Source organism: Achromobacter sp. RTa (assembly GCF_000757485.1).
Taxonomy (GTDB): Bacteria; Pseudomonadota; Gammaproteobacteria; order Burkholderiales; family Burkholderiaceae_B; genus Achromobacter.
Genome location: NZ_JPYO01000037.1, coordinates 54,512 through 71,772, shown reverse-complemented (window position 1 = coordinate 71,772; position 17,261 = coordinate 54,512). Strand labels below are relative to the sequence as shown.

13 protein-coding genes are annotated in these 17,261 nt (G+C 67.4%); 3 read left to right on the top strand and 10 right to left on the bottom strand.

All coding sequences use genetic code 11. The features are described 5' to 3' along the window. Positions 1-1,350 (bottom strand): DEAD/DEAH box helicase (locus JL37_RS15245; protein ID WP_043545091.1); only part of this gene is annotated, 1,350 nt, incomplete at its 3' end. Positions 1,351-1,653: 303 nt separating this feature from the next. Here JL37_RS15245 and JL37_RS15240 point away from each other — a divergent pair. Then, positions 1,654-3,129: a YdgA family protein gene (locus JL37_RS15240; protein ID WP_043545089.1), complete on the top strand. Its 1,476-nt coding sequence runs from the start codon at positions 1,654-1,656 to the stop codon at positions 3,127-3,129. 127 nt (positions 3,130-3,256) lie between these two features. After that, positions 3,257-4,177, top strand: a complete 921-nt coding sequence (locus tag JL37_RS15235; protein ID WP_043545088.1) for a polysaccharide deacetylase family protein — start codon at positions 3,257-3,259, stop codon at positions 4,175-4,177. A 24-nt stretch (positions 4,178-4,201) separates the two neighbouring features. Here JL37_RS15235 and JL37_RS15230 read toward each other — a convergent pair whose 3' ends face one another. The 8 genes from JL37_RS15230 to JL37_RS15195 form a co-directional block, all read right to left on the bottom strand. Beyond that, complete coding sequence (locus JL37_RS15230; protein ID WP_043545086.1) at positions 4,202-5,410, bottom strand: amidohydrolase family protein; 1,209 nt, start codon at positions 5,408-5,410, stop codon at positions 4,202-4,204. A gap of 32 nt (positions 5,411-5,442) precedes the next feature. Beyond that, complete coding sequence (locus JL37_RS15225) at positions 5,443-7,173, bottom strand: ABC transporter ATP-binding protein (protein WP_043545085.1); 1,731 nt, start codon at positions 7,171-7,173, stop codon at positions 5,443-5,445. Positions 7,174-7,180: 7 nt separating this feature from the next. Next, the gene (locus JL37_RS15220) at positions 7,181-8,107 is read right to left on the bottom strand and encodes an ABC transporter permease (RefSeq protein ID WP_043545084.1); all 927 of its coding nucleotides are present in this window, start codon (positions 8,105-8,107) and stop codon (positions 7,181-7,183) included. A gap of 10 nt (positions 8,108-8,117) precedes the next feature. Continuing rightward, complete coding sequence (locus tag JL37_RS15215; RefSeq protein ID WP_043545083.1) at positions 8,118-9,089, bottom strand: ABC transporter permease; 972 nt, start codon at positions 9,087-9,089, stop codon at positions 8,118-8,120. A 116-nt stretch (positions 9,090-9,205) separates the two neighbouring features. Continuing rightward, positions 9,206-10,813, bottom strand: a complete 1,608-nt coding sequence (locus JL37_RS15210; protein ID WP_043545082.1) for an ABC transporter substrate-binding protein — start codon at positions 10,811-10,813, stop codon at positions 9,206-9,208. A 365-nt stretch (positions 10,814-11,178) separates the two neighbouring features. After that, entirely contained in the window at positions 11,179-12,567 is a 1,389-nt protein-coding gene (locus JL37_RS15205) for a GTPase/DUF3482 domain-containing protein (RefSeq protein WP_043545081.1), read from the bottom strand. Beyond that, positions 12,560-13,969, bottom strand: coding sequence for a DUF2868 domain-containing protein (locus JL37_RS15200; RefSeq protein ID WP_043545079.1), 1,410 nt, complete (start codon positions 13,967-13,969; stop codon positions 12,560-12,562). The genes JL37_RS15205 and JL37_RS15200 overlap by 8 nt, the downstream gene beginning before the upstream one ends. 118 nt (positions 13,970-14,087) lie before the next feature. Further along, positions 14,088-14,978 carry an AraC family transcriptional regulator gene (locus JL37_RS15195; protein ID WP_043545078.1) on the bottom strand — a complete coding sequence of 297 codons (891 nt, stop codon included), beginning with the start codon at positions 14,976-14,978 and terminating at the stop codon, positions 14,088-14,090. A gap of 186 nt (positions 14,979-15,164) precedes the next feature. Between JL37_RS15195 and JL37_RS15190 the strand changes: the two genes are divergently transcribed. Beyond that, positions 15,165-16,064 carry a DMT family transporter gene (locus JL37_RS15190; protein WP_043545077.1) on the top strand — a complete coding sequence of 300 codons (900 nt, stop codon included), beginning with the start codon at positions 15,165-15,167 and terminating at the stop codon, positions 16,062-16,064. Here JL37_RS15190 and JL37_RS15185 read toward each other — a convergent pair. Further along, the gene (locus JL37_RS15185; protein WP_043545076.1) at positions 16,061-17,257 is read right to left on the bottom strand and encodes an aminotransferase class V-fold PLP-dependent enzyme; all 1,197 of its coding nucleotides are present in this window, start codon (positions 17,255-17,257) and stop codon (positions 16,061-16,063) included. The two genes, JL37_RS15190 and JL37_RS15185, sit on opposite strands and share 4 nt — an antisense overlap. Between the last annotated feature and the right edge of the window lie 4 nt (positions 17,258-17,261).

The window sequence follows — 17,261 nt, the reverse complement described above, 5'->3', positions numbered from 1 at the left end:
GGCGCGGCCTTCGCCGGAGCGGGCCGGGGCCTGCGCGCGGCCGCCGGCCGCGGCGCGGGGCTGGCCCTGGGACGGGCGCCCCTCAGCCGGACGCGAACGCCCGGCATTGGCGTTGCCGCCGCGGCCGTTGCGGTTGCCGCCGCGCGGGCTGCGGTTGTCTTCTTCGCGTTCCTGGCGCTCGAATGCCGCGGCGCTGGTGGCGGGCGGCGTCCAGCCTTCCACGGGCTTGCGCTCGATGGTTTTCTTGATCAGGCGCTCGATGTCCTTGAGCAGCTTGATTTCGCTGTTGTCGACCAGCGAGACCGCGGCCCCGGTGGCGCCGGCGCGGCCCGTGCGGCCGATGCGGTGCACGTAGTCCTCGGGCACGTTGGGCAGTTCGAAGTTCACCACCTGGGGCAGCTGGTCGATGTCCAGGCCGCGGGCGGCGATGTCGGTGGCGACCAGCACCGTCACGCTGCTGTCCTTGAACCCGGCCAGTGCGCGGGTACGCGCCGATTGGCTCTTGTTGCCGTGGATGGCGGCGGCGGTCAGGCCGTCCTTGACCAGCTTTTCGGCCAGGCGGTTGGCGCCGTGCTTGGTGCGCGTGAATACCAGCACCTGGTGCCAGCCGCTTTCGCGGATGATGTGGCTGATGAGATCGCGCTTGTGGTGCTGGTCGACCATGTGCACCGTCTGGGTGACGAGCTCGGTGGCGGTGTTGCGCGGGGTGACCGAGACTTCGCCGGGGTTGTTCAGCACGCCGCGCGCCAGGGTGCGGATCTCGTCGGAGAAGGTGGCCGAGAACAGCAGGTTCTGGCGCTGCTTGGGCAGCAGCGCGAGGATCTTGCGGATGTCGCGGATGAAGCCCATGTCCAGCATGCGGTCGGCTTCGTCCAGCACCAGGATCTCGACGCCGGACAGGTCGACCGTCTTCTGGCCGCAGTGATCCAGCAGGCGGCCGGGGGTCGCGACCAGGATGTCCAGCGGCTTGCGCAGCGCGGAAATCTGGGGGTTGATATTGACGCCGCCGAACATCACCATGGACGTCAGCGAGGTGTACTTGCCGTAGGTCTGCACCGATTCCGCGACCTGTGCGGTCAGTTCGCGCGTCGGGGTCAGGATCAGGCAGCGCGGGCGGCCGGGCTTTCTCTGCTCGGGTTTTTTCTGCATCAGCAGATGCAGGATGGGCAGCGTGAAGCCGGCGGTCTTGCCAGTGCCGGTCTGGGCGGCGGCGAGCAGGTCGCCGCCTTTCAGGACCTGGGGAATGGCCTGGGCCTGAATGGGGGTGGGCGCGGTGTAGCCGGTGTCGGCAATGGCACGCAACAGGGAATCAGCCAGCCCGAGGTCGGCGAAAGGGGAAGAGGTAGTCAAGACAACTCCAACGGCAGCCCGTCGCTCAAGTTGAGAGACTCCAATCCAGGCGGACGAACAAGGAGAAAAGGGAAGCGCCCTGATGGGCGAAGCTTGGCAGCGAAGGGCCTAGCGGACGTGTGCAGATTGGCAAAACACACGCAGGGATTGTAGCTGATGTCGCGCTGCAGCACCGGAGGAGGCCCGGCGTTAAGTATCACTAAGTAACAAATTGCAGTGCCTATGCACCAAATAAGTGTTTTCCCTAGGCATGACTCCCTATAATCCGTCCGCTTTCATCCATTTGAAGAATAAAGGATCGCTATGAAGAAATCGGCAGTAGTGGGCGTCGTCGTCGCGCTGGGCGCCGTCTGGACCGGCACGGCCTGGTACACGGGCCAGAAGGCCGAGGCCTTCGTCAAGCAATCGATCGACCAAGCCAATGCCGAGCTCCAGAAGTTCGGCGAGAAGTGGGGCGTGACCCCCGTGGTTGAGCTGATGTCGTTCGAGCGCGGTGTGTTTTCGTCCACCGAGCGCTATCGCGTGAAGTTCACCGAGCCCGCCGCCGACGGCAAGCCGGCCCAGGAACATGCCATCCAGTTCGTCGAATACCTGGACCACGGCCCCTTCCCGCTATCGAAGCTGAAGTCCGGCTCCTTCGCGCCGGCCATGGTGGCCAGCCGCTTCCAGCTGGAAGAGACGCCCGTCGTGAAGGAATGGTTCGCCGCGACCAAGGGCACGGTTCCCCTGTCGGGCGCATATAGCGTCAGCTACGCGAAGAACGTCTCGGGCAACTTCGACATGGCCCCGGTGGAGTTCGCCAAGGACGACACCAGCCTGGCGTTCTCCGGCATGAAGGGCGACGTCACCTACGCCACCGGCAGCAAGCACGGCACGGTTTCGCTGCTGGCCGACAGCCTGGTGCTGAAGGGCCCGGCGTCCGAAGATAACGACATCGTCAGCATGGCCATGCAGGGCCTGAGCCTGACCAGCGACATGACGCCGGCCAAGAACGAGATGTACGTGGGCAGCCAGAAGCTGGGCCTGAAGAACTGGACGATCACTTCCAAGGAGAAGCCGCCCGTCCAGTTGAAGGACACGGTCATCGCCGTCGACATGACGGAAGCCGATGCGACCATGGGCGCCAAGATGGACGTCGATTTCGGCATGATCAGCATCCAGGACAAGGACATGGCCGGCCTGAAGCTGGTCGTCGACGCGAAGCGCCTGGACGCGAAGGCGTTCAAGGCCCTGAACGACGTCTACGAAGCCGCTTCGCGCCGCGTGCTGCAGAGCAAGGGCGAAGAGCAGGTTCCGGAGTTCACGGACGAAGAGAAGCAGCTGCTCAAGACCAATGTCGAACTGCTGCTGGCCGGCAACCCGACGCTGTCGGTGTCGCCGCTGGAAGTGCGCACCGCCAATGGCACGTCGACGTTCAACCTCGACCTGGACCTGACCAAGCCGCCTTCGATGGACGGCGAGTTCGCCGATACGGTGAAGGACGTCATCCGCAAGCTGAACGCCAAGCTGGTGCTGTCCAAGGGCAACCTGGGCGACCTGATGGCCATCGAGCCGCAGGTGCGCGGCGTGCCGGTTGAGCAGGCCGTGCAGACCGCCAAGGGCCAGGCCGAGATGGTGGGCACCATGGCCACGGCGATGGGCCTGGCCAAGGTCGAGAACGACAACATCGTGACCTACCTGAACTACGCCGACGGCCAGGTGGATTTCAACGGCAAGAAGATGCCGGTTGAACAGTTCCTGATGATGGTCCTGAGCGGGGCCATGGGCGGCGCGCGCTAAACGCCGGCCACCGCCGCAACGAATGCCGCCGCAGCCTCAGGGCGCGGCGGTATTTTTTTGATCCGGGCCTGGGCGCGGCCATCCGGATCACTCCTCGCTGGCAACATCGCGCGCTACATTCCACGACATGGCTTTCCGCTTCCTTCCCTTCCGCTTGCTCGCCGTTCTTGTTCTTGCGCTATGGGCATCCTGGTGCTCCGCGAGAACCCTCGCATTGACCTTCGACGACGGCTTCAAGCCGGGCAAACAGCCCGAGGCCGCCCAATGGAATGCGCAAATGCTTGCCGCCTTGCGCGGCCACGGGATCAAGGCGGCCCTGTTCCCCACGCTGGCGCGGATGGGCGGCGCCGGCGGGCTGGAATTGGCGGAAGCGTGGGGCCGGGCGGGGCACCTGATCGGAAACCACACGGCCAGCCACCGCAGCCTTGCCGATCCGAAGGTCTCGCTGGACTGGTTCATCGCCGACGTGCGGACGGCGGACGCGGCGTTCAAGGGCCTGGCCGGCTTTGCGCCGATGTTGCGGTTTCCGTACCTGAAAGAAGGCGATACGCAGGCCAAGCGCGATGGCATGCGCGAATGGATGGCCAGGAACGATTACAGAAGCGCGCCAGTGTCCATCGATGCCAGCGACTGGTACTACAACATCGTCTATGCCGCGCATCTCAAGGCGGGCGATGCCGGCAAGGCCGAGCGCGTGAAGCAGGCCTACCTCCGCCATCTGCTGGACCGCGCGGACTATTACGACGGCCTGGCGCGCGACGTTCTGGGAAGAAGCCCGGTCCATGTCATGCTGCTCCATACCAATCAGATCAACGCCGCGGCGCTGCCCGACGTGATCGCGGCGCTGACGGCGCATGGCTGGAACATCGCGTCGGCAAGCAGCGCGTTCCAGGATCCGCTGTACGCACAGGCGCCCGGCACGCTTCCCGCCGGGGAGAGCATTGTCTGGGCGCGCGCGAAGGCGCTCGATTTCTCGGGGCTGCGCTATCCAGCGGAAGATGCCGTGTATGAAGAGCCGCTGCTGCGGGACGCCGGGTTGCTGCCTTAGCGCAGCCGGCCGCCCCGCGTTCTATCAGGCAGGCAAGGCGCCGGCGGCCAGCTCGCCTTGGCGCAGCACCGCGACGTGGAAGCGCTTGTCGGCCGCCTTCAGGATGTCCTCGGTCGGGTCACCCTGCACCAGCAGCAGGTCGGCCATATTGTCCTCGGCGATGACGCCATGGCGGTCCAGTCCCATCAGGTCATGGCCGCGCGACGTGCCCGCGATCAGTGCGTCCACCGGCGTCATGCCGAACTCCACCATGTAGGCCAGCTCCATGGCGTTTTCGCCATGCAGGTTGAAGGGCGTTCCGGCGTCGGTGCCCATGGCGATGCGTCCGCCCGCCCTGTAGTACATCTGGAACGACTCGCGGTGGCGCTGCTCTACCGCGCGCGCCTTTTCAACCGCATAGGCGGGGATGCCGTTGTCGGCGTTGGCGATGATGTTGCGCACCGCCGCGATGGTGGGAACCAGATAGGTTTCGGCCTCCAGCATCTCGCGCAGGCAGTCGTCGTCCATGAAGATGCCGTGCTCGATCGAATCGATGCCGGCGCGCACCGCGTTCAGGATGCCCAGCGTGCCCTGCGCGTGGCTGGCGGTGCTCTTGCGGAAGCGCTTGGCCTCGTGCACGCCCGCCTTCATTTCCTCCGCGCTGTAATGCGCGTCCATGGGGCTGACCCCCGGCGTCATGACGCCACCCGTGGCCATGATCTTCACCAGGTCGCAGCCGGCATGGACCTGCTCGCGCACGGCCTTGATCACGTCTTCGCAGCCGTCGGCGACGCGGCCGATGCGGTTGCCGTGGCCGCCCGTCATGCAGATGATGCGGCCCGAGGCCCGGATGGTCGGGCCAGGGAACACGCCGCGCGCAATGGCGTCGCGCACGCCGAATTCCAGGTAGTCCTTGCCGCCGCAGTCGCGTACCGCGGTGACGCCGCCGCGCAGGCTGGCCTGCGCATTCTCCAGCGCCGTCAGCGTAATCTGCGCCGGGCCCTGCTTGCTCAGGTGCGCATTGGGATCCGCGCCGCCGGTGTAGACCAGGTGGACGTGGCAGTCGGCCAGGCTGGGCATCAGGGTCATGCCCTCGGTGCGCACCGTTGCGCCGGCGTAGCCGGAGAATTCGCCGGCCGGGGCCACCCGCGCCACGCGCTGGCCTTCGACCAGCACGCCGTGCTTGGGCAATAGCCCGCCCTTTCCGTCGAAAACCTGGCCGCCGATGAAAAGGGTCTGTCGTGTTGCCGTCATGTCTCGCTCCGGATGATGCCTGGCGCTAGGGCCTACCCCGCCACCACGTCCAGCCCTTCGCGGGACATGGATTGCAGGCGGGGCATCAGGCCAAGCAGGTGTTGGCTGTAGGGATGCTGGGGACGTTCGAACAGGTCTTCCGTTTCCGCGACCTCGAGCAACTCGCCGTAGCGCATCACGCCCACGCGGTCGCACATCTGGCGGATGACCGGCAAGTCGTGGCTGATGAACAGCATGGTCAGCCCGAGCTCCTCTTGCAGGTCTTTCAGCAGGTTCAGGATCTGCGCCTGGATCGAGACGTCCAGCGCCGACGTGGGTTCGTCGCAGATCAGGAAGCGGGGGCGCGTGGCCAGGGCCCGCGCGATGCAGATGCGCTGGCGCTGCCCGCCCGAGAATTCGTGAGGGAAACGCTCGGCCGCGCGGTCGCCCAGGCCCACCACGTCGAGCAGATCGGCCACGATGCGCCGGGCCTCCGCCTCGCTGGCGGCCAGCTTGTGGAAGCGGATGGGCTCGGCCACGATGTCCAGCACGCGCATGCGCGGGTTGAGCGAGGAGAACGGGTCCTGGAAGATCATCTGGATCTGCCGCCGGAACGGGTTCAGCTGCTTCTCGCCCTTGAGCGCGGTGAGATCGACGCCGCCGAAGTTGACCGAGCCTTCGCTGGGGGTGTAGAGGCCGGAGATCAGCCGCGCCACGGTGGACTTGCCGGAGCCGGACTCGCCCACCAGGCCGAAGACCTCGCCTTCGCCGATCGAGAAGTCGACGCGCTTGACCGCGTCCAGCGTGCGCTGGTTGCGCTTGAGCAGAGCGCTCTTCAGCACGAAGCGCATGCTCAGGTCGCGCACCTGCACCAGCGGGCCGTCCGTGCGCGTGCCGAAGTCGCGCCGCTGGCCCAGCCAGTGGGTGGCGAGGTCCAGCGGCTGGGCGGGTGTCTTCACGTCCTCGATATAGGTCACCAAGGGGAAGCGCTTGAGCTTGATGTCGGGGCGGGGCACGGCAGAAATGAGGCTGCGCGTGTAGGGATGATCGGGGTCGCCCAGGATCTTGGCGGTGGGCCCCTGTTCGACCAGCTTGCCGTGGTACAGCACCGCCACGCGGTCCGTCACGTCGGCGATCACGCCCATGTCGTGCGTGATGATGATCATGCCCACCTGCTCCTCGCGGCACAGCTTCTTCAGCAGGTCCAGGATCTGCGCCTGGATCGATACGTCCAGCGCGGTGGTGGGTTCGTCGGCGATGATGACTTCGGGCTCGCAGCACAACGCAAGCGCGATCACCACGCGCTGCCGCATGCCGCCGGAGAACTGGTGCGGGTACTGCTTGACGCGCAGTTCCGGCTTGTCGATGCCGACTTGCGTCAATAGCTGGATGGCGCGTTTCTGCGCTTGCGCGTGAGACAGGTTCAGGTGCACCTGCATGGTTTCGACCAGCTGGCTTTCCACTGTCTGCAAAGGATCTAGCGAGGTCAGCGGATCCTGGAAGATCATGCCGATGCGGCGGCCGCGCACGCGGCGCTTCTGCGCCGGGTTCAAGGTGTCGATGCGTTCGCCGTTCAGCAGCACTTCGCCGCCGGCCAGGCGGCCGGGCGCTTCAAGCAGCCCGATCACCGCGTTGCCGATGGTGGACTTGCCCGCGCCGGACTCGCCGACCACGCCCAGGATCTCGCCTTTTTCCAGGGACAGCGATACGCCGTCCACCGCCACCAGTGTGCCTCGGCGGCTGGGAAACTCGATACGGATGTCTTCGATGTTCAACAGGGCCATGGCATCCTCAGCGCAGCTTGGGGTTGAGCGCGTCGCGCAGCCAGTCGCCCAGCAGGTTGACCGACAGCACCAGCGCGACCAGCGCGATGCCCGGGAAGATCGAGATCCACCACATGCCCGAGAACAGGTAGCTGTTGCCGATGCGGATCAGCGTGCCCAGCGACGGCGCGGTGGGCGGGACGCCGACGCCCAGGAACGAGAGCGTGGCCTCGGTGATGATGGCGATAGCCAGGTGGATGGTGGCGATGACCAGCACCGGGCCCATCACGTTGGGCAGGATGTGCCGGCGCAGGATGGTGATGGGGCCGATGCCAATGAGGCGGGCCGCCTGCACGTATTCCTTGTTGCGTTCGACCAGCGTGGAGCCGCGCACGGTGCGCGCGTATTGCACCCACCCCGAAATGCCGATGGCGAAGATGAGGACGTATAGCGCGAGCTTGTCGTGCATGTCGCGCGGCAGCAGGCCGCGCGCCACGCCGTCGATCAGCAGGGCCACCAGGATGGCGGGGAACGACAGCTGAACGTCCGCGATGCGCATGATGAAGCTGTCCACGCGTCCGCCCGCGTAGCCGCTGATGAGGCCGAGGGTCACGCCCAGCACCATCGAGAACAGCACGGAGGCGAAGCCCACCAGCAGGGACACGCGCGAGCCATACAGCACGGCCGACAGGATGTCGCGGCCCTGGTCGTCGGTGCCCAGCAGGAAGTCGGAGCTGCCGCCCTCTTCCCAGGACGGCGGCGTATTGGCGTCCATGATGCTGAGCGACGCCAGGTCGAAGGGATTGTGCGGGGCGACGATGGGCGCGAACAGCGCGCCCAGCAGGATGGCGAGCGTGACGATCGCGGCGATGATGGCGCCGGGCGACCGCTTGAAGCTGTGCCACAGGTCGCTGTCGGCAGCGCGGGAAAAGAAGGGAGCGATGCGAGCAATCATGATAAATCCTCTATTTGCTCTGCACGCGCAGACGGGGGTCGACCGCGAAGTACAGCAGGTCGACGACGAGGTTGATGAGCACGAACATGAAGGCGATCAGCACCAGGTAGGCCGCCATCACGGGAATGTCCACCATGCTGATGGCCTGGATGAACAGCAGGCCCATGCCGGGCCACTGGAACACGGTTTCCGTAATGATGGCGAACGCGATGATGGAGCCCAGCTGCAGCCCGGTGATGGTGATGACGGGCACCATCGTGTTCTTCAGCGCATGGCGGAAATTGATCAGCCGCTCCGGCAGGCCGCGGGCCCGCGCGAACTTGATGAAATCGGCGCGCAGCACTTCCAGCATTTCGGCGCGGACCAGCCGCATGATCAACGTCATCTGGAAGAGCGCCAGCGTGATCGCGGGCATGATCAGCGCCAACCAGCCCGACTTGGTCAGGAAGCCGGTCGTCCACCATCCCAGGCTCACCACGTCGCCGCGGCCGAAGCTGGGCAGCCAGCGGAGCTGGACTCCGAAGAACAGGATGAGCAGTATCCCGATCAGGAATGTGGGCAGCGATATGCCGGCCAGGGATATCGCCATGAAGGCCTTGGACAGCACGCCGTGGCGCTTGAGCGCGGTGTAGATGCCCATCGGTATGCCGAGCACCAGCGCCATCACCGCGGAAACGAAAGACAGTTCCAGCGTGGCCGGCATGCGCTCTTCGAGCAGCTCGCTGACGGGGCGGCGATGGCGGTACGAAATGCCGAAGTCCCCGCGCACGGCATCGGCGATGAAATGCGCGTACTGCACCACGAAGGGGTCGTCCAGGCCAAGCTGTTCGCGCAGTTGCGCGCGTTGTTCAGGAGTCGTGTCCTGGCCGACCATGCTGGCGATCGGGTCGCCTACGTAGCGGAACATGGCGAACGCGATCAGCGCCACCGTCAACATCACCAGCACCGACTGGATGAGTCGTTGCGCAATAAAGGAAAGCATTGTGGGGAGCCCTCTTGTTCATTTGACGCCGGGCCGCGTTCCCCGCGGATGGCGGGAACCGGGGCTGGGCCGGGCGCGCCCGGGCGGCATGGCCGCCCAGGATCCGCGTCGCCGGATTACGGCAGGACGACGTCGCGCAGGTCCAGCACGTCGTCGGCGCGCTGGACGACCTGGATGTTTTCCTTCACGCCCCAGGACATGGGCTGCTGGTGCAGCGGCAGGTAGCCGTAGTCGTTGCGCACGATGCCGAAGGCTTCCTTGATCATCGCGTTGCGCTTGGCCTGGTCGGTTTCCACGCCGATCTTGTCGGTGAGCTCGTCGACCTTCTTGTTGCAGTAGCCGCCCAGGTTGAACTGACCGGCGGCCGTCTTGGCGTTGCGGCAGGAGGTCAGGTTCAGCAGCGTGTTGTGCGCGTCGGTCGAGCTGGGCGTCCAGCCCAGCATGTACATGCTGGTCTGGTTGCCGGCCTGCAACAGGATCTTGCCGAAGTACTTCGACTTGGTCTGCGCCAGCAGGTTGATCTTGATGCCCACGCGCGCCAGCATGCCCGCGACCGCCTGGCAGACCTTTTCGTCATTGACGTAGCGGTCGTTCGGGCAGTCCATGGTGACCGTGAAACCCTTCGGGTAGCCCGCCTCGGCCAGCAGCTTCTTGGCGCGCTCGGGATCCGGCTTGTAGGGCGCGCCGAAGGACTCGTCATAGCCGTTGATGGAGGTGGCGATGAGCGAACCCAGCGGCTTGGCCGCGCCGCGCATGATCTTCTCGTTGATGGCCTTGGTGTCCACGGCCAGCACGACCGCTTCGCGCACCTTGGGATCCTTGAAGGGGTTCTTGCCCTTCACGTCCGAGAACAGCAGTTCGTCGCGGTCCTGGTCCATGCCGATGAAGATGGCGCGCGCTTCGGGCGCGGTCAGCGGCTTCACGCCCTTCGCGTCTTCCAGGCGCTTCCAGTCCTGCACCGGCACCGGCTGCACCAGGTCCATCTCGCCGGAGATCAGCGCCGCGACGCGGGTGGCTTCCTGCGTGATCGGCTGGAAGATAACCTCGTCCACATTGGTCTTGATGTTCTTGTTCCAGTAGCCGTCGAAGCGCTTGAGCACCGTCTTCACGTCGGGCTGGCGTTCGGCCAGCATGAAGGGGCCGGTGCCGTTGGCGTGCAGGTTGGCGTAGTTGCCCTGGTTGTCGCCTTTGACGTTGGTGGCCTCGGTGGTCTTGTTCTTCTCCGACCACGACTTGCTCATGATGTACAGGAACACCCATTCGCGCGGCAGGATAGGGTTGGGCGTGGGGGTGGTGACTTCGATGGTGTAGTCGTCCACCTTCTTGATGTCGGATGCCTTGGCGCCGTAGCCCTTCATGTCGGAGCCCGGCGTCAGGCTGCGCTTCCAGGAGAAGATGACGTCGTCCGCCGTAAACGGCGAGCCGTCATGGAACTTCACGCCCTTGCGCAGCTTGAACACCCACTTGGTGGGCTCGGGGTTTTCCCAGCTTTCCGCAAGCAGCGGGGTCAGCTTCAGGTTGCCGTCGTAGCCGGCCAGCGTTTCGTAGATGTTGCCCTGGAAACCCAGCGTGAACGTCTCGTTCAGGGCCATCGGATCCATGGACGTGGCGTCGCCCTGGTACGACCAATGGAAAGTCTTGGCGGCCGCGCCGGCGCTGAACGCCAGCGATGCCGCGACGGCCGCAGCCAGCGCCGCTTGCTTCAGGTGGGGAAAATTACGCATAGCCCTCATGCTCCGTGTAGTGCGCGGGTAGCGCGACAGAAGTGATAGGGCCCCGGCCCCGTCCAGGGCGGGGGCATGGCGTTGCTGCTTACGACGAAAGGCGGAGTGGGGTCGAGCGGAGCGCGGCGCGAACCGCGCGCGGGCCGATCATGGCGCTGACAGGAATCACTGCGTAGGACTTCGACTTCACGATCGACCCAACCCCTTGTGACCTTATGACTATCAGGACGGGGACGGACCCGTGCCGATGCAAAACGAATCTTATAGACGCATTCGTTTAAGCGTCAATCGGTTTGGATTGGGGTTAGTACGCGCTTGCGGGCAGCCTTGAATGGTGGGTGCCCCGGCGCTCGCGGGCATGGCGGTCATGCCGCGGGCAGCGGCGCTTCGGCAAGGGTTTTCGCCAATTCGGCCACGACGCGCTTGCGGCGGTCGCTGTCTTCGTAGTGCTCGCCCAGGGCCGACCATTCGGGCCGGCTGCGCGCTTCCTTCAGGGCCTCGGGCAGCGGGCCCTTGCGCCAGGCCTCGTCATCCGGGCGATCCAGTTTCAGCGGCTCGCGCGCGGCATGGCCGCGGCGTTCCAGTGCCTCGATCAGTTGCCGCTGCCGCAGCGCCAGCAGGCGCAGCACGGCGTCGTCGACGCTGATCTCGCGCCAGCCGCGCAATTTGCCGGCCACGCGCTTGCCCAGCTTTTCGACGCCTTGCCAAAGACCGCCGGCGGCGGCGCCGATCAGCATGCCGGTGCCGAGGCTGAGGCCGGCGCTGAACAGGTCCACCGCGGCGCCCGCCATCGCGCCGGCGGCAGCGCCCATGCCGACCTGCACGCCCATGTCCTTCAATGCCTGGGGATGGAACAGGTCCATGCCCCAGCGCTCGCCCTCCAGCGGCAGCGCGTCGTCGGCGAAATCGGAGCGGCGGAAGTTGTAGAGCGCCAGCAGCGCGTCCACGCAGGCCTGCTCGCGCTGCCGCACCTGTTCGCGCAGCCGGTTCGAGGCGGCCACCAGCGCCGCTTCGTCGCTGGCGCTGGACAGGTGGAGGGCGGCCGCGTCGACCAGCAGGTCGGCCAGCATTTCATAAGCGGAGCCGCGGCGCGCGCGGCGCTGGGCGGCCAGGCTGTCGGACAGCCGCGCCAGCGCGGCGGCATGGCGGTCCAGCAGGACGCCGAGCTTGGCGTAGAGCTGCTGCTCGCCGTCCAGGGGAGGCGCGACGGTGTCGAATTCCACCACTGCGTGCAGCCCCAGGCGGGCCATGGCATCGCGCCATTCATCCGCCCGGTGCGCAGGCGCGTTGACGAAGTTCAGCACCGGCAGCAAGGGTCGGCCGCAGGCGGCGAGGATGGCGAGCTCGTCGCGGTGCTTGCCCAGCACGGGATCGCGCGCGTCGATGACGTACAGGGCCGCGTCGCAATCCAGCATCTTGGCCAGCACCCGGGCTTCCTGCTCATAGCGGCCGTGCGCCTCGGGCGTGTCCAGGAAGCGGCGGATGCGAGCGGGGCCGTCCAGCCGTTCGCCGGGACGGTCCAGCCGTTCCAGGTACTCGAGCAGGGAGATGCTGTCTTCCATGCCCGGCGTGTCGAACCATTCCAGCACCGCGCGTCCTTCCAGCCGCAGGCGCGCGCCTTCGACGTGGCGCGTGGTGCCGGGGCTGTCGGCGACTTCGCCGAAACCGGTGTCGCGGGTCAACGTGCGCAATAGCGATGTCTTGCCGGTATTGGTGTGGCCGACCAGCGCGATCTTGATCAAGTCGTCAGGCACGGCCGGACTCCAGCCACGTGAACGGGGCGGCGGGCGCCTGCACGATGGCGTCCGCGGGCAGGCCCAGCGCGAGCAGGCGGTCGCGCCACAGCGGGGCACGGGTGGCGGCGGCATCCGCGCCTGCGCGCGGCGGTATGAGCCAGACGCGGGTCTGCGCCGCGTGGGCCGCGAGTTCGGCGATCAGGGACAGCGTGCCGCGATCAGGGGTCTGGCGGGCGTCGCAGGCGATCAGGAGGCGGGGGGCGGCGGCCTGGGCCAGCGCGTCCAGCACGCGGTTGCGCTCTTCGCGGGTATCCAGATTGCCGGCCTGCTGCACGGCCTCGGGCACGTCCGCAGGCGGCCACGTCAGGTCAGGAGGCAGTTCCAGGCCCAGCACGACGGGCCGGCCGTCCAGGCTTGCCGGAGTTGCGGCGCGTACCCGCGGCTCGTGCAGCGGGTCGACGGGACGGTCGATGCCCGTGGACAGGGCGGGAGGCTCCAGCCTGTCGCGCAAGGCGGAAAAGCCCGGCAGCGCGGGATCGACGCGCAAGCCGCGCAGCGCGCGCAGCGTGCTGGCCGCGCATAGGGCTCCGGCCAGCAGGCGCGGCAGGATGCCGTACACGACCAGCACGCCGATCAGCCAGATCGACCACTGCACTTGCGCGTCGGCGGACAGGGCCTGCGTGCCGTCGCTGGCGCGGACCACGGCGGCGTCCGGCATGGGAAAGCCCAGATGGGCCGGAAGCCAGCCTATGGCCTGAGTGAGCGACACGAAGGTGTCGGGCGCCAGCAAGGTGGTGGCCCAGATGAAGCGGTAGCTGGCGGTCGACAGCACGGCCAGTAAGGTGGCCAGCGCGGCGCACAGGGCCGTCAGCCACAGCAGGTGGCTGATGGCCCCAAACAGGCCGCGCAAGGCGCCCGCGCGGGCCAGCAGGTTCAGGAACGCCTGCGGGACCAGTGCGCCGTCTGGGCCGCGGGCGAGCTTGCGCGTGGCCCAGAGCCAGAGGCGCCCCAGCCCCGTTGCGGCGGAGGCCTTGAACAGGAAGCTGCCCAGCCACAGCAGGAAGGTCAGCGCATGCAGGCCCAGCAGCGCGCCCAGGGCCCACAGGACGTTGACCGGCCGTGAGCCGTCGCCCAGCGCGCCCAGCGCGGCGGCGGCGCCGGAGATCGCGGCCAGCACGAACAGCGCGGCCAGAATGCCCAGCGCGCTGCGGCGCCAGGCGTCGACCGGGGAGGCCAGCCGTTCGCGCTGCGCGAGCAGTTCGGCGCGGGCCAGGATGCGCTCGGGCAGGCCTGCGTCCAGCTGGCGCGCCCGCCGGACCGCATCCGCGTCTTCGAGGGGCCCCCAGTGCGCTTCGCGCAGGCGGACGAGTTCCGCCAGCCAATGCGCTCGCAAATGGCTTGGGGTGGCGGGTTCGGCCAAAGGGGCAAAGTCGCGAGAGGTCGAGGACGGCATCGCGTCGGGCAGGGGCGCGGTCAGGCCTAAGGGCGGTGCGTCATTGTAGACCGGGCGGGTGCGGAAACGGGGTCGGACGGCCGTGCTAGTGCCTGCCGCGGGCGCCGCGGTACTGGCCGGGCGTGACGCCGATGGCGTCGCGGAAGACGCGCGCCAGATGGCTGGCGTTGCCGAAGCCGCTGGCCTGGGCGATGCCGGCCAGGTCGCTCTTGCCGGTTTCCAGCAGGCTGCGAGCGCGCGCCAGGCGCCGGGCCCTGACCCAGGCATGAGGCGGCTCGCCGAAAGAGGCATGGAACATGCGGGCGAAGTGGTAGGTGGACAGCGCGGCCACGCCCGCCAGCCGGTCCAGCGTGAGCGGTTCGGCGAGATGCGCGTCCACGTAGTCCATGACGCGCCGGCGCACGCGGGGGGCAAGCCCGCCTTTCACCGGCGCGCCGGCCTTGCGCGCGACGCCCTGGTTCAGCAGGTGGTGCAGCACCGTCTCGCCGGCGCTGCTGGCCGCGAGGCGGTCGGCGGGCTGGGCCCAGTCGGTGCCCAGCAACTGCCTGCAGACATCGATCAGCGAGTCATCGTGGATGTAGGTGCGATCGCGCAATTCCAGTGTGCGAGGCTCGCAGTCCAGCCGCATGACGGCCTCGCGGGCCAGGCGCTCCGGCGCGATGTACAGATGCAGGAAATGCACCGGATCGTTCATGCTCCAGCGCGAGTGGTGTTCGGCCGGCAGGACGCAGAACTTGCCGGCGCCGCCATGCAGCGAGTCCTGGCCCAAGCGGAACGACTTGTCGCCGCCGTGCAGATAGAGCGAGAGCGTATGGTGGCCGGGCGTTTCGTAGCCCAGGGTTTCGCGGGCGCTGCGCGACCATTGCGAGATCGCGAGGCCTTCGCCCAGCGGGGCGGCGCGCTGCAGCGTCGCGGTGGAGCGCGACAGCGTGCGAAAGACGGAGAAATCGGCCGGGGCCGAAGCAACGGAAACCATAGGATTGAAATGCTACTGCGATTGCTCCCGGAGGGGAGGCTTTTTGCCCTTGAGAGGCCCGGCGGCGAACAAAAACCGCAAGAAACGGCAATCCGTCCGGGGGCTGCAAGCGCACACTGGTGTTCCGGGGCGGCCGTCGGGCCGCCGCGTTCCCGTCCCTATTTCCGCCTCGCAGCAAGCCGCAACGTGAACCTTTCCCTGTATTTCCTCACCGTCGTGATCTGGGGCACCACCTGGATCGCCATCAAGCTCCAACTGGGCGTGGTCGCCATTCCGGTGTCGATCTTCTACCGCTTCGCGCTGGCGGGCCTCATCCTGTTCGCGGCCCTGCTGCTGACCCGCAAGCTGCAGCGGCTGGACCGGCGCGGGCACTGGCTGTGCGTGGGCCAGGGGCTGTGCCTGTTCTGCCTGAATTTCCTGTGTTTCTACACGGCGACGCAGTGGATACCCAGCGGCCTGGTGTCGGTGGTGTTTTCGGCGGCCACCCTGTGGAATGCGCTGAACGCCCGCCTCTGGTTCGGCACGCGCATCGCGCCCCGTGTCATGGTGGCCGGCGTGTTCGGTTTTGCGGGGCTCGTCCTGCTGTTCTGGCCGGAGCTGGCCAGCCAGGAGGCCAGCCATGAAACGCTGTTGGGGCTGGGTTTCGCGCTGCTGGGAACCATCTGTTTTTCCACGGGGAACATGCTGTCGTCCCTGCAGCAGCGCGCGGGCATCAGGCCCCTGACGGGCAATGCCTACAGCATGCTCTATGGCGCGGTCATCCTGCTGGCCGGCTGCGTGGCGGCGGACCTGCCCTTCGGCTTCGACGGCTCGGCCACCTATGTGGGCGCCCTGCTCTACCTGGCCATTTTCGGCTCGGTGGTCGGCTTCACCGCCTATCTGACGCTGGTCGGACGGATGGGCCCGGCGCGCGCCGCGTACTGCACGGTGCTGTTTCCGGTCGTGGCCCTGAGCGTCTCGTCCTACGCCGAAGGCTATCAGTGGACGCCGTATGCGTTGCTGGGCCTGGGCCTGGTGATGCTGGGCAACCTGCTGGTCTTCACTAAGTGGTCGCCCTTTGCGCGCCGCGCCCAGGCGGCCGGTTAGCCGGCCAGGCGACGCAGCCCTTCCAGCAACCGGTCGATTTCCGCGTCGCTGGTCAGGTAGCTGACGGAAGCCCGCGCAATCTGCTTCAGCCCGCGGGCTTCCATGTCCAGCGGCGTGTAGGGCACGCCGTTGCTGCCGATGGTCACGCCTTGCGCGGCCATGGCGCGCTGGACCGACGGAGCGTCTTGGCCCGCCAGATTGAATGCCACCAGGCCCGAGCGTTCGCGGCCCTGATCCAGCACGGTGATGCCGGGGATGGCCGCCAATTCGGCGCGCAAGGACTGGGCGACGGCGTCGATGCGCGCGCGGATGGATTCCAGTCCGATGTCCAGCGCTTCCTGCAAGGCGTTGGCGAGGCCGCAGCGCAGCGCCAGGGAATTCTCCGCGGACTCCAGGCGCGCGGCGTCCTGGCGGAGCATGGGCTGTCCGTCCGGGCCCAGGGGCGCCGAATGCGTGTCCACGAAAGCGGGGGTCAGCGTATCGAGGAAGCCTCGCCGCACATACAGCAGGCCGGTGCCGCGCGGGCCGCGCAACGCCTTGCGTCCCGCTCCGCTCAAGACGTCGCAGCCGATCCCGGCCACGTCCACCGGCACCTGGCCGACGGCTTGCGCCCCATCCACGAAGTACGGTATGCCGTGCCGCCGCGCCACTTGTCCGACGGCGGCGGCGGGGTTGATCAATCCGCCGTTGGCGGGCAGCCAGGTCAACGCGATCAGGCGCACCCGCTCGTCGAGCATGGCCTCCAGGGCCTGCGCATCCACGCAGCCGCTGTCGTCAGAAGGAATGGCCTCCAGCGTGGCGCCGGCGCGCTGCGCCGCGAGCCGCATCGCCGCCAGGTTGCCGCCCCATTCATGGCGGCCGACCAGGATGCGGTCGCCAGGCTTCCAGGCCGGCAGCGCGGCGAAAGCGGCGCCCCAGCCCGATGAGTTCCCGCCGGTCAGCGCGATCTCGTCAGGCTGCGCATTGAACAGCCGGGCGGCCAGCACTCGGGCCCTTTCCGTCTGTTCGCGCGAGGCCACGCCGGCCTCCATCGGCCCCAGCGTGGCTTCGCGGTGCAGATGCGAATGAATCGCCTGCAGCGTGGCGGCCGACGGGAGCGACGCGCCCGCGTGGTTGAAGTGGACGGTGGTTTGGGCGCCCGGGGTAAGGGCGCGCAACGCCTGCACGGCGGCCGGGGTCAGGGAGGCGGACATGGCG

Bases quoted from the DNA above. Each gene is read 5' to 3' on its own strand.
- JL37_RS15225 (WP_043545085.1), bottom strand. From the start codon at position 7,173: ATGGCCCTGTTGAACATCGAAGACATCCGTATCGAGTTTCCCAGCCGC.
- JL37_RS15230 (WP_043545086.1), bottom strand. From the start codon at position 5,410: ATGACGGCAACACGACAGACCCTTTTCATCGGCGGCCAGGTTTTCGAC.
- JL37_RS15210 (WP_043545082.1), bottom strand. From the start codon at position 10,813: ATGCGTAATTTTCCCCACCTGAAGCAAGCGGCGCTGGCTGCGGCCGTC.
- JL37_RS15185 (WP_043545076.1), bottom strand. From the start codon at position 17,257: ATGTCCGCCTCCCTGACCCCGGCCGCCGTGCAGGCGTTGCGCGCCCTT.
- JL37_RS15220 (WP_043545084.1), bottom strand. From the start codon at position 8,107: ATGATTGCTCGCATCGCTCCCTTCTTTTCCCGCGCTGCCGACAGCGAC.
- JL37_RS15215 (WP_043545083.1), bottom strand. From the start codon at position 9,089: ATGCTTTCCTTTATTGCGCAACGACTCATCCAGTCGGTGCTGGTGATG.
- JL37_RS15235 (WP_043545088.1), top strand. From the start codon at position 3,257: ATGGCTTTCCGCTTCCTTCCCTTCCGCTTGCTCGCCGTTCTTGTTCTT.
- JL37_RS15240 (WP_043545089.1), top strand. From the start codon at position 1,654: ATGAAGAAATCGGCAGTAGTGGGCGTCGTCGTCGCGCTGGGCGCCGTC.
- JL37_RS15195 (WP_043545078.1), bottom strand. From the start codon at position 14,978: ATGGTTTCCGTTGCTTCGGCCCCGGCCGATTTCTCCGTCTTTCGCACG.